General features: G+C 51.8%; 9 protein-coding genes. 7 read left to right on the top strand and 2 right to left on the bottom strand.

The annotated features are described in order from the left end of the window. Nucleotides 1–496: 496 nt before the first annotated feature. The 6 genes from Q2J34_RS01440 (at nucleotide 497) to Q2J34_RS01415 (ending at nucleotide 8,985) form a co-directional block, all read left to right on the top strand. Nucleotides 497–1,564 (top strand): helix-turn-helix domain-containing protein, encoded by a 1,068-nt coding sequence (locus tag Q2J34_RS01440; RefSeq protein ID WP_300969094.1) that lies wholly within the window; start codon nucleotides 497–499, stop codon nucleotides 1,562–1,564. Next, nucleotides 1,561–2,076 (top strand): PIN domain-containing protein, encoded by a 516-nt coding sequence (locus tag Q2J34_RS01435; protein WP_300969093.1) that lies wholly within the window; start codon nucleotides 1,561–1,563, stop codon nucleotides 2,074–2,076. Before Q2J34_RS01440 ends, Q2J34_RS01435 begins: the two co-directional genes overlap by 4 nt. 219 nt (nucleotides 2,077–2,295) lie before the next feature. After that, nucleotides 2,296–4,335 carry a fructose-1,6-bisphosphatase gene (locus Q2J34_RS01430; RefSeq protein ID WP_300969092.1) on the top strand — a complete coding sequence of 680 codons (2,040 nt, stop codon included), beginning with the start codon at nucleotides 2,296–2,298 and terminating at the stop codon, nucleotides 4,333–4,335. 75 nt (nucleotides 4,336–4,410) lie between these two features. Beyond that, a complete protein-coding gene (locus Q2J34_RS01425) occupies nucleotides 4,411–6,765 on the top strand; it encodes a transglycosylase domain-containing protein (protein WP_300969091.1) in 2,355 nt (784 codons plus the stop codon). A gap of 315 nt (nucleotides 6,766–7,080) precedes the next feature. After that, entirely contained in the window at nucleotides 7,081–7,941 is an 861-nt protein-coding gene (locus tag Q2J34_RS01420; RefSeq protein ID WP_004331078.1) for a sigma-70 family RNA polymerase sigma factor, read from the top strand. Nucleotides 7,942–8,064: 123 nt separating this feature from the next. After that, nucleotides 8,065–8,985 (top strand): DMT family transporter, encoded by a 921-nt coding sequence (locus Q2J34_RS01415; RefSeq protein ID WP_298889063.1) that lies wholly within the window; start codon nucleotides 8,065–8,067, stop codon nucleotides 8,983–8,985. On the opposite strand, the gene Q2J34_RS01410 is transcribed toward Q2J34_RS01415, so the two are convergent. Together Q2J34_RS01410 and rsmA are read right to left on the bottom strand one after the other, a co-directional pair. Then, nucleotides 8,986–10,677 (bottom strand): alkaline phosphatase, encoded by a 1,692-nt coding sequence (locus Q2J34_RS01410; RefSeq protein WP_300969090.1) that lies wholly within the window; start codon nucleotides 10,675–10,677, stop codon nucleotides 8,986–8,988. Nucleotides 10,678–10,688: 11 nt separating this feature from the next. Further along, nucleotides 10,689–11,504: a 16S rRNA (adenine(1518)-N(6)/adenine(1519)-N(6))-dimethyltransferase RsmA gene (rsmA, locus tag Q2J34_RS01405; RefSeq protein ID WP_300969089.1), complete on the bottom strand. Its 816-nt coding sequence runs from the start codon at nucleotides 11,502–11,504 to the stop codon at nucleotides 10,689–10,691. Nucleotides 11,505–11,793: 289 nt separating this feature from the next. Between rsmA and Q2J34_RS01400 the strand changes: the two genes are divergently transcribed. Then, nucleotides 11,794–12,312 (top strand): CD225/dispanin family protein, encoded by a 519-nt coding sequence (locus Q2J34_RS01400; RefSeq protein WP_300969088.1) that lies wholly within the window; start codon nucleotides 11,794–11,796, stop codon nucleotides 12,310–12,312. Nucleotides 12,313–13,194: the final 882 nt, after the last annotated feature.

The following is a 13,194-nucleotide window of genomic DNA, read 5'->3' as shown; positions in this document are numbered from 1 at the left end:
GGGAATTTGTCCGATTCCCTCCTTTATCGAATATCCACGTGGGGAATCTCAAATCTCCACGTGGATATTTTTTATTTTCCACGTGGGGGCGTTTTGATTCTTCCGAAGTTTCATTTGATTCTTCCGAAGTTTCATTTCATTCCTCCGAGGAATTTTTTATTCTCCACGTGGGCATTTCGAAATATCCACGTGGAAATCCATTTTCCCCGACACAGTCCCGTATCGATATGTAGCCAGTTCTAAATTATTGTAACGAGTGAGGGTCGAATTTGCCCAGACAGGAGTAACGTACCATAATCGCGCTTTCGGGCGGGGCTCATTTCACTAGACAGCTTCAGTCTAGACTAGCACCAGCACCTCAAAACAGGAATTAGCCCTTTCCTCTAACTTCTAAAATCTAGTTTTCGCCCCTCTTCTTGTTTACAGACTCGGAGTTTATTGCTACCTTTGTAAACGAAAGCGTTTACACCAAGTGGAAACAAAAGAACTAAAACGTATGGAGCGGTCAACTGGAGAACGAATCAGAAAAGGACGAGCCTTGAGGGGTATGACCTTAAGAGAGCTTGCAGACAAAGTCGGAGTGTCTCATACTCATATCAGTAACTTAGAGCGAGGAGGTAAAGAGATTACAGGTGCTACACTCATAGCACTATCGGAAGCTCTTGACCTACCCATAGACTACTTCGTCTACCAAGACACCCCTATAATTGAGTCAGTAAACTTTAGAAAGATAAAAGCCTTCTCCAGCAAAGAGGACAAAAAGATCTGGCAGAAAATCGAGAGACAGCTAGAGAATTACCTAGAGCTAGAGGAGATCATGGATGTCAAGACCTCCTTCGATAGAGACGCAATAACTAGAGACGTCATCGCATCACCCGCAGACATCGAAGAGGTTGCAAAGCAAGTTCGACAACTTTATCAGTTAGGTCTATCCCCCATATCAAATGTCTCCAATCTACTCGAGACCATGGGCATCAAAGTCATTGGTGTAGCTGGCAAAAAAGGCTTCGATGGGGTTAGCTTCTTAGCCAATGAGGTCATACCCGTCATCGCATACAATAGTAATATAGAGAGTACCGAACGAAAGCGACTGACCTTACTGCATGAATTCGCTCACCTCCTCCTGAAAAGCTCCCTAGAGACTATCTCTGAGAAAGAAGGCGAGAGGCTCTGCACCGCATTTGCTAGTCATCTGTTACTCCCAGACGACATCATCAGAGCGTTTTTTGGAGGTCGCAGGAAGAGATTTTCCATCTCCGAACTTATAGAGTTACAAAGTACCTACGGCATCTCTATTGATGCTATCGTATATCGTTTAAGTGAGATGCAGCTCATATCTCAGAGTAATTGCAGAGGGTATTTTATCAAGAAGAATAAGTCCGAAGAGCTACGAGAGATCTTAGAGAGGAGTAGGTATGTAGAGCCTCAGAGTAACCGCTTCGCAAGACTGGTCATCAAAGCGCTAGACCTAGACTTAATAACCCAAGCTAAAGCTCAAAGCTATCTCCAAGAGGCAGGCATACCAGCCGATCAAGTCGTCAATCTGCTAAACGCCAATATATGAGTCAGACACAGCTCGTTGTCGTTAGCGACACAAACATCTTTATAGACTTAATCGACTTAGACCTCTACAAAGACTTTCTGCAGTTAGGATACCAGGTACACACCAATATATTTGTACTTCACGAGCTGAGAGACAAACAGCAGAGAGCCTATCTCGACGACATAGGCGGACTAATCGTCGAGCAGTTCGACACCCCAGGCTTTATGGCCCAGGTGTATCAATTCTTTGACGAGAGACAACGCAAGGGGCTCTCCTTCACAGACTGCACCGTACTCTACCAAGGCATCACGCTAAGCGCGACCGTACTCACTGGAGACAAGAAGATGATGCGCAGTGCTAAAGAGATGGACATTGACGTCCGAGGCATACTATATATTTTCGACCAGCTAGTCGAGCAAGGCATACTCTCTCATAGTACCGCCTGCCAAAAGCTACAACAGCTCTTCAGCAGAAATACCCGCTTGCCAAAAGATGAAATAGACAAGCGTCTAACCCTATGGAGCAACTCTTGAGACTACCCCAAAGCATCGTAACATCTAGACCTCTGATACGAGGAGCGATCTATGAGGGCTGTTGCAAAAGTCAACAGTCTCCTGTGAGGACGGAAGTGCCGGCAGTGCATCCTGACATCGGGCAGCCCAGTATGCGAGACTAGCACCTCACGACTTGGCGCGCGGTCTTCTTTTATTTAGTAACTTTGAGGCGTGTTATATCCCTAGTAATAGATAGACATGATGCAAGACAAGACTGACATACAGGCTGCAAAGGACGACTTGAGGTACCTCCAGCTCCTCTCTAACCAGTTTCGCAACTCTGCCGAGGTCTCTACAGAGATCATCAATCTACAGGCTATCCTAAGCCTTCCGAAGGGTACGGAGCACTTTCTCGCAGATGTGCATGGTGAGCATGAGGCCTTCGATCATGTGCTGAAGAATGCCTCCGGCAGCGTGATGCGTAAGATACGCGAGGTCTTTGCTGGGCAGATGATGGAGCTACAGATGCGTGAGCTAGCTACGCTGATATACTATCCGCAAGCTAAGCTGGAGCAGCTCCACGAGGCGGACCAAATTAACGAGGAGTGGTACAAGGTGACGCTCAATCGCCTCGTCAAGGTGTGCCGTAAGGTGGGGGAGAAGTACACCCGCTCGAAGGTGCGCAAGGCGCTACCGCCCCAGTATAGCTACATTATCCAGGAGCTATTACACGAGGACGGGGTCAACCCCAACAAGTCGGCTTACATCTCTAGCATCATCTCTACAATCATCTCTACGGGCAAGGCGGAGGACTTCATCTGCGCTATCTCAGCAACGATCAAGCGTCTTGTCATAGATCGCCTCCACATCGTGGGCGACATCTACGACCGTGGTCCTGGTGCTCAGTACATCATGGATACGCTCCTAGACTACCACAATGTAGATATACAGTGGGGCAATCACGATATGCTCTGGATGGGTGCTGCAGCGGGCAATGATGCGTGCATAGCCTGCGTCATACGTATCGCTCTGCGCTATGCCAATCTAGACACTATCGAGGATGGATACGGGATCAACTTGATGCCACTATCTCGCTTAGCTAGTGAGGTCTATGCGGGTGATCCGTGTACTTACTTTAAGCCCAAGCTGGGAGACTCAGATGCTTCGTACGATGAGAAGGGCATTTACCTGATTAGCCAGATGCACAAGGCGATCAGCATTATCCAGTTCAAGCTGGAGCATCAGTTGATCGCTCGCCACCCGGAGTGGCAGATGCAGGAGCGTGACCTACTCCACAAGATAGACTTTGAGGCTGGCACGGTCGATCTCTCGCATACCAATCCCAACGAAGACTATGGTGTGCATGAGATGCTCGATATGAACTTCCCCACGATCGATCCGAAGGATCCTTATCGTCTCACGCCTCAAGAGGAGGAGGTGATGGATCGCTTGCGCCGCTCCTTCGCTACGAGTGAGCGACTTCATACGCATATAGACGCTTTCTATCGACTCGGTAGTATGTACCTCGTGTGCAACGGCAACCTGCTCTACCACGCCTCGATGCCGCTAGATGCCTCGGGACAACTCAAGGCGGTGCGTGTCCTCGACTCGCAGCCCTTACGTGGTCGTGCGCTACTAGATGAGATAGATCGTGTGGTGCGCCTGGCGCATCCCTCTAGGCATAGTCATCCGAAGCATGAGGCTGCCGTGGACTATATCTTCTACCTCTGGTGCGGCCCCGACTCGCCACTCTTTGACAAGTCTGCTATGACCACCTTCGAGCGTTACTTCGTTGCTGACAAGAAGACCCATACGGAGACGAAGGGCTACTACTTTAAGTATCGCCAGGATCGAGAGACGATCGAGATGATCCTCCGTGAGTTTGGCCTAGAGGGCGAAGACTGTCACGTGATCAACGGGCATGTCCCGGTCAAGGTGGCCAAGGGCGAGAAGCCTATCGCAGCTGGTGGCAAGCTGATGATCATCGATGGGGGCTTTAGCCGAGCCTATCAGAGCAGTACGGGCATCGCAGGCTACACTTTGATCTATAATTCGCAAGGTATGCAGCTGGTGCAGCACGAGCCCTTTACGACGATGCGCCGTGCGGTAGAGCTGATGGAGGATATCAAGAGCGTGACGGTCATCTCAGAGCGCACGACACACCGCATGCTGGTGGCCGACACTGATGTGGGCGCTGACCTACAGCAGCAGGTGGACGATCTGGAGAAACTCCTCCACGCTTTCAACGCTGGCCTGATCAAGGAACGCAAATCTCTCCCTCAGATCCATGCGAAGTAATGTCTCGGAGGTTGTCTCTCTGAGCTGCGTCAGTCGGCTTCTCACTCTTATATTATAGTAGAAAAACTCTTTCGTATGAAAGGAAAGATCATCAAGGTGCTGTGGTGGCTCTTTGGAGCCTTTTGGACTTTGGTCTTAATCATATTCATATTGATCTGGCACGGAGTCATAGGCTATATGCCTGATGTGGAGCAGTTGCAAAACCCTATCGACAAGTATGCCTCTGTGCTCATCTCGGACGATGGTGTGCAACTAGGATCCTACGCGCACGGCTCGACAAATCGCATCTACGTGAGCTATGACGAGCTGGCGGAGCCTCTGGTGCAGGCTCTAGTAGCTACGGAGGATGTGCGTTTTTACAAGCACTCGGGTGTCGATATCCGAGGCGTGGGGCGTGCCGTGATCAAGCGTGGTGTGCTGCGCCATACCGCTAGTGGTGGAGGTAGTACCATCACACAGCAGCTGGCTAAGCAACTATACTCGCCTCATGCTAAATCGACGTTGCAGCGCCTCCTGCAGAAACCGATCGAGTGGGTTATAGCGATCAAGCTGGAGCGCAACTACACCAAGGAGGAGATCATAGCGATGTATCTCAATCAGTTTGACTTCCTCTACAACGCTATCGGTATCCGATCGGCTGCGCAGACTTACTTTGGCAAGAAGCCCTCAGAGCTGAACCTAAACGAGTCAGCGATGCTGGTGGGTATGTGCAAGAACCCCTCGCTCTACAACCCTGTCCTGCACGCCGACAGCGAGGCGCCGCTGAATCGTCGCAACACGGTACTCCTACAGATGAAGAAAGCAGGATACATCTCCGAGGAGACCTACACGACTGCCATGGCTGAGCCGATACATCTCAACTTCACCAGCAATACGCACTCCGATGGTTTGGCTCCTTATTATAGAGAGTTCGTGCGCCTCCTACTGACGGCCAAGAAGCCTAAGAGAAGTGACTACTCGCAGTGGAATCAAGAGCAGTACGCTATCGACTCGCTCCTCTGGGAGACACAGCCGATCTATGGGTGGTGTCAGAAGAACAAGAAGTCTGACGGATCTCACTACGATCTCTATGCCGATGGACTCAAGATCTACGGCACGATAGATAGCCGTATGCAGCAGTACGCTGAGGAGGCGGTACAGAAGCACATGAGCGAGTTCGTACAGCCTAACTTCGATCGTGAGATGCGGGGCTCTAAGCTGGCTCCTTACAGTAGCGACCTGACAGCACAGCAACGCAAAGATGCTATCGAGCGTGCGCTACACAACACGGATCGCTGGCGCTCACTCAAGAAGCTTGGCATGTCGCCTGAGGAGATACGCAAGACCTTTGACCAAAAGCGCAAGATGCGCGTCTGGAGCTACAACGGCTGGGTCGACAAGGAGATGACTCCTCGCGACTCGGTACTATACTACAAGCGCTTCCTCCATACGGGCTTCATGGCGATGAATCCGCACAATGGTAATATCCTGGCTTATGTCGGAGATGTGGACTTCCGCACGTTTAAGTATGATATGGTCTCGCAGGGACGACGACAGGTGGGGTCGACGATCAAGCCTTTTCTCTACTCCCTCAGCATGATACAGGGTATCTCTCCCTGTGAGCAGGTGATGCATCAGCCGATCACGCTCTATGATGCAAATGGCAAGGCGTGGACGCCGCGCAATACTGGAGCTAAGCGGGTGGGCGAGATGGTCTCGATCAAGTGGGGACTGCAAAACTCCTCTAACTGGGTCACGGCCTACCTGATGGGGCGCACATCACCCTACACCTTTGTTCGACTGCTCCACTCCTTCGGCATCAAGGGTGACATAGACCCTGTCGTCTCGGTGGCTCTCGGTACGCCCGATGTGACGGTCAGCGAGATGGTGGCGGCATACAGTGCTTTTGTCAATCAAGGTATCCGCGTTGATCCGATTCCTGTGACTCGTATCGAGGATCGTTATGGCAATGTGGTGGCGACCTTTACGGCCAATCTTACGGAGGTACTTCCCGCACGAGCAGCCCTGCAGATGCTCGACATGATGCGTGCCGTGGTTGATGGCGGTACGGGTGGCCGACTGCGCTTCCGACACAATCTGACGATGCCTCTGGGTGGTAAGACGGGTACGACACAGCGCAACAGCGATGGTTGGTTCGTCGGCTTCTCTCCAGAGATCGTGGCCGGTTGCTGGGTCGGTGGCGAGGAGCGCTCGATACACTTCCGCTCCATGGCGTATGGTCAGGGAGCCTCGGCTGCTCTGCCCGTCTTTGGCTACTTTATGAAGGCTGTCTACGCAGACCCATCGCTGGGCTACTCGGCGAGTACGCCATTTAACGTGCCTGCGGGCTTCTCTCCATGTGGCGAGCAGGCAACGGTCGACCTACACGAGTCTCTGAGCGACGCTGTCGATGATGCTGTCGACGACGTTATGGAGGATATCTTAGAGTGATTATGGAGTCGACCTTAGAGTGATGAAATAAACTTTTAGACGTTTGGCTCTCTAAAGACCAGAGAGATGGAGCTGTTGCTACCTCTAGAGACTTAAACCAACGCTCTCTAGGAGCTTCAAAAGAGTATTGCTTAGACCTTCAAAGGTTAATGTATCTTACAAATGTCGTTCATGTCATTTGTTTTTACGACCTTTGCAACCGGTTTGAGTACACTGAGTATTTGTACCCCTTTGCGTACAGCGCTCTTCTGTGGATGATTGGAGTGCGTGAACGTATTGTAGAGTTAACCCTTTAAATCGAGTATAGCCATGGCAATGAGACAATTAAAAATCAATCAGTCGATCACCAATCGTGAGAGTGCGTCGCTGGATCGTTACCTCCAAGAGATCGGGCGAACGAGCCTCATATCTCCCGAAGAGGAAGTGGAGCTGGCGCGTGAGATACATCGTGGTAATCGGCGTGCATTGAACAAGCTGGTGGAGGCCAACCTCCGGTTTGTCGTCTCTGTGGCAAAGCAATATCAGAACCAAGGCCTGAGCCTTCCTGACCTGATCAATGAGGGAAACATTGGAATGATCAAGGCGGCCGAGAAGTTTGACGAGACACGTGGATTTAAGTTCATCTCCTACGCTGTATGGTGGATCCGTCAGTCTATCCTGCAGGCACTAGCAGAGCAGTCACGCATCGTGCGTCTGCCGCTCAATCAGGTGGGACTGCAGCAGAAGATGAATAAGGCGATCGTCAAGTTCGAGCAGCTCAATGGTCGTCGTCCTAGTCCGCAGGAGATAGCTGCTGAGCTGGAGCTCCCCGAGGACAAGATCCGTGAGGCACTCAAGGTGCAGGGCAAGCATCAGTCGCTCGACGCTCCCTTTGTAGAGGGTGAGGACAATAACATGCTAGACGTCCTGGTCAATGAAGACACGCCCTCGACCGATAGCAGTCTGATCAACGAGTCTCTCTCTGCGGAGATAGATCGTATCCTGGATCAGCTGGGAGATCGTGAGGCGGAGGTGCTACGCTGCTTCTTCGGCATCGGTTGTCCTGAGATGACTCTCGAGGAGATCGGTGAGCGCACCAAGCTCTCTCGTGAGCGTGTGCGTCAGATCAAGGAGAAAGCGATCCGCCGTCTCAAGCAGTCTGACCGCTGCGAATACCTAAAGGCATATCTTGGATAGTCGTCTCGCTCGATAGCAGAGGCGCATATCACGCTATCATATAAAGAGCCTCATTGGTCTAGCGTACGATTGTAACTAGAGCAATGAGGCTCCTTTCTATACGACCCAATAATCTCATATTATATGACAGACAAGACAACTACCCCCTCGACCGACTGGCTGGGCTATCTGATGGGACTCATCTCATCGGCCACCTTTGGACTGATACCTCTGCTGAGCATACCCGTGCTGTCGCAGGGCGTGGCAGAGGGGACCGTGCTGATGTACCGCTTTCTCATTGCAGCACTCATCGTCGGTAGCATCGTCGTGATACGTAGAGAGTCGCTACGGGTATCGTGGCGAAGCTTCTTGATCCTGCTTGCCTTGTCTGTCTTGTACTTCTTCTCCTCCTTCCTGCTCATCGAGGGCTACCAGCACATGCCGTCCGGAGTCGCTACGGTGCTACACTTCAGCTACCCAACATTTGTGGTGCTACTCATGTTTGTCGTCTTTCGTCAGCGGATCAATGTACTGCAGGGGCTGGCTGTCCTCTTAGCTTTAGGTGGCGTATCGCTCATCTCTGGCTTCTTCGAGTCAGATGTGACCTCCATACCGCTCAGGCCGTTGCTTACGGTACTTTTTTCAGGCTTTTGCTACGCCACCTACATCGTGATCCTTCGGCACTCTCGCCTAGAGCCGATGAGCAGCTTCAAGCTGACCACCTACGTCATGGGACTTTCGGCCATACTCTTTGCGCTCTTTTGCAAAGCGACTGGCGCCAACCTCCTCCTAGACAATACGACGCAATGGATCTATACCGCCCTGCTAGCACTCATCCCGACCGTCTGCGCTAATATCACGCTCGTCTGGGCGGTACAGCGAATAGGTTCCACGCCGACCGCTATCATGGGCGCGCTGGAACCACTCACAGCCGTCATCGTCGGGGCACTAGCTCTAGGCGAGGAACTCTCCCTAGGTCAAGGTGTCGGCATCGGCGTCGTCCTGCTAGCGGTCCTGCTACTAGTCGTGTCGCCGCTACTGATGCGTCGACTCAAGCAGGTATAGCTAAAGCTGGCGCACCAAGCTACGAGAGAGGTAAAACTTGTTCGTCTCGGAGACGTAGACAACAGGCGTCGGGAGTTCTTGCTCCACCCCGTCAACCCATGCTCTGCGCTGGTAGGCGCGTAGCTCGATCGCGTGTCCCTTGTAGTGGATCGTGATTCGCTTCTCCTCGGGCTGGTCGCCCGTTATCTCATACTGAGCCTGAGGAAAGAGCGCATCGTGTGGCGCATAGTACTCCTCCGACAGCTCCAGCATTGTCTGCTCCAGCCCCAGTTGCGTACGCATATAGTTATGCAGATCAATGTTGGTCACACAACCTCTGATCGGTGTCAACTGCTGTGGCGTGTAGCTAGCGAGAAAGACCTCTTCGCCTGTATGCCCATGCGTTGTAAAGCCAATGAGCAGGTGACGCTTCATCCAGTCCACAAAGTACTCCTTCAGACGATACTTCTGGCTCCAGCCCAGCTCCGCATACTTCGCCTTGCGTTGCTCAGCCGAGAGTGTCGAGCAGGCATAGTCCTCGACAGCATTGATCTCCGCCAGCTCCTCATCCGAAGGACGTATACCGCTCCAGCTGTAGAGACTGTCGGCCAAGTGTGAGAGAGCCGTCTGGCTCGTCTTGCGACCCAGCTCTACCGAGCTATAGCGAAAGCGTGTCAGCGGCATGATCAGTTCATCGAGTGTCAGACGCGCATAGCCCCGATCCACACGACCGATGCTCATACCACTATTACCATGATCTGCCGTCACGAGGACGATCGTATTCCCGTCCCGCTGTGCATAGTCCAGCGCCACGGCAACCGCCTTGTCAAAAGCTAGAAACTCTGTAGCCATCGTCACGGGATCGTTGGCGTGAGCCGCCCAGTCTACCTTGCTACCCTCGACCATCAGCACGAAGCCGTTAGGGTTCTCCAGATTACGGATCGCCGTCTCTGTCATCTCAGCCAGCGAAGGATAGCGCAGCGTGTCTCCCAGCGAACGCCTGTCCAGGTCGTACGGCATATCCATCTTGTCGAAGAGTGCCCACATACCGCCCCCTCGATGCACCCGCATAGCTGCGAGATCATCGAGGTAAAGTGCTATGCCCTGGCGGTTCAGACGCTCCTTTAGTTCGCTCGTCATCAGCGAGGTACCACCGCCTAGGAGGAGGTCCACGCCATTGTCCACCATCTGTGGCACGATGCTCTTGTAGAGCTTACGAGAGGACGAGTGAGCCGTGCAGTCTGCTGGCGTAGCGTGGGGAAATTCGCACGTACAGACGACCCCGATACGCTTGCCTTGCTTCTGCTTGGCAGCCTCCAAAAGGGTCACGACAGGTCGATAAGCCCACGAAGAGTCGAGCGGTACCAAGTCATTGTGTGGCTCGCTGTACGGATAGGTCGCGATAAAGCCATCGATCGAAGGAACTCCCGTCATATAGCAAGAGGTGGTCGGAGCCGAGTCCCCGATAGGCGCATTGGAGCAGTAGGTGATGACACTCCCCGAGAGGTAAGGGTCGAGCGATAGGTGCTGCGCCTGAGGGTCGAGCGCCCTCTGGTACCAGCGTGCCAGTGAGACTGTCGGTAGCGAGGTGCCGTCTGAGATAAGGAGGATCACATTCTTCGCAGGTCGCTCTGGTAGGGGGTACTCCTTTTGCTGCCCCAGCAGTGAGAGCGTGGGGAGGAGCAGCAGTAAGATACGTAGGATGCTTTTCATAAAGGTTGTATTTAAGGTGTTGTTAGGTTGTCAGTTGGTAGAGCTTCGTACATTAAGGTGAGGCCGATGAAGTCCTCTACCGAGAGACGCTCCGCACGAAGCGTGAAGATCTCATGATCAGCGTAGGGGAACTCCTTGCCAAAGAGCGACATCAAGGCATTGCGTAGCATCTTCCGACGCTGTCCGAAGGCGGTTTTGACCACCCGCTTGAAGTTAGCCTCATCGCAGGGTAGTGCGGTGCGACTATTTCGTCGTGCGATCATAACGCCGCCATCTACCTTGGGCGGTGGATTGAAGTCACGCTTAGACACCTTAAAGAGGTAGTCGCAGTCGTACCAGCACTGGAGCAAGACGCTCAGGATGCCGTAGTCACGCCCTCCAGGCGAGGCACACAGCCGCTGTGCCACCTCGTGCTGTAGCATACCCGCTACAGCAGGGATGCGCTCGCGTAGCTCTAGGATGCGAAAGAAGATCTGCGAAGAGATATTGTACGGATAGTTGCCGATCACCACAAAAGGCGTGTCCGCCCGACCAGGTATCAGCTCCTCAGCGGGGAGCTTGAGAAAGTCCCCCTCGATGATCCGCCCCTCCTGGCTCAATTGCGGAAAGTGCTGGTGCAGATATTCGATACTCTCGTGATCTATGTCGATCACCTGCAGGTCGTGCCCCGCCTCTAGGAGTGGCTGCGTCAGGACGCCCATGCCAGGGCCCACCTCTAGTATCGGCGTACCGAGATAGTCGGCGATCGAGTCGGCAATGCGCTGTGCTGCACCACGATCCGTGAGAAAGTGCTGCCCCAGATATTTCTTCGCTCGTACAGAATCCATAGTTCTTTCGCTCGTTGTTGTGCCAAAAGTACAACTTTTCCGTCAAGGGAGAGGGGAGACTAGAGATTAGAGGTTAGAAATTAGAGATTAGAGATTAGAGAGTAGAGGGAGACACATCTTTCGAGCGTGCTATTGCTACCCCGACAAGCAGCATCTAGCACTATTGTATAAGTCCAAGTGATTACATACCTTTGCGTACGAAGAACATAGATTGAGCCCAAAAAAGAGATTCTGAGCTTCGCTAAGCTTTGCGATCTCGCTCATATAAATCATAAAATAAACTAGAAGCATGAGGCTGTACTACATCGTCTGCAATGGACAAGAACTAGGTCCCTACACGCTTGAGGAGTTGTCCGCACGAAGGATTACTCCCCAGACTATAATACGCGTCGATGGAATGAGCGATGCTTGTACCGCTCAGACTCTGGATGAGCTACGTCCCCTCTTTGGGTACCAAGCACCTGGTCCCAATCCTTACGCAGGAGCTCCGGCTTACGGCACCCCGTATGGCTATGGCAACCCCATGCAGCCACAAAACCGACCCGCAATGCCACCCGACAACCTTGTGTGGAGCATCCTCTGCGTCTTATTCTTCTTTCCGCTAGGGATCATACCGCTTATCTACTCGATACAGGTCTCTACACACTATGATAGAGGCAACTACGCAGAGGCTGAGAACGCAAGTCGCAAGTCGCTTCAGTGGGCTAGGGGGCTTGCCATTGCAGCTGCTGTGTGCATAGGTATTTCCATAGCTATCTTCGTAGCCATAGCTATTGCTGCTACGTCGGCAGTCTCGGCAGCTTTGTAGACAGCCTCTTAGCTATCCGACAGGTGGCTTGCCACCGAGAGCAACTAATCAGGTCTCGTCGGGCATTCTGACTACAAAACAACCGCTTTCAGATATCCACGTGAGAAACGTCCCAATTTCTCACGTGGATATTTTTTATTCCTGTCCGACAAAAGTCTGAAAGGACATATCAAGCAGGGCTGACGCATTGTATACAATGAGCTTATCGACCTCTCTATTCCTCGCTTGTCGTTATGTGCAGCTCCTGAAAGTGCGATTATAATGCGTCAGTCTGGCTGGCGAAATCCGACGCCAGCTCATTACAATAATTTAGAACAGACTACATATTAAAATGGTGCTGTGTCGGGGAAAAGTGATTTCCACGTGGATATTTCGAAATGCCCACGTGGAAAAGAAAAAATTCCTCGGAGGAATCAAATGAAACTTCGGAGGAATGAAATGAAACTTCGGAAGAATGAAATGAAACTTCGGAGGAATTTTTTGACGCCCACGTGGAAAATGAAAAATATCCAAGTGGATATTCGAGAAAGGAGGGGATCGGACAAATTTCCCCGTAAAGATATGTAAATGGAGATTAGAGGTTAGGAGTTAGAGATTGGAGGCTAGAGTTTGGAGAGCTGGGTGGACACATTATATATAATAAGCTCATCAACTACTCTATGGAGGAAATCGAAAATACCCCAGTGGAGATCTCTGATTATCCAGTGAGGCGCAGGAAAATTCTTCGGACTTATGATTTCATTCCTCCGAAGTTTCATTTCATTCTTCCGAAGTTTTATTTTGCGCCTACGTGGAGAATTTTTGCTTCCCAGCTAGCTGTTTGGAATTTTACACGTGAGAACTTTTAGCCTCCCGCACAGCAGCGTTGCTTCTCTAGGAAGC

The sequence above is a fragment of the Porphyromonas vaginalis genome, assembly GCF_958301595.1.
GTDB lineage: Bacteria > Bacteroidota > Bacteroidia > Bacteroidales > Porphyromonadaceae > Porphyromonas > Porphyromonas vaginalis.
Note: the sequence above shows the minus strand (reverse complement) of the source record. Positions and strands in the feature narration are given on the sequence as shown.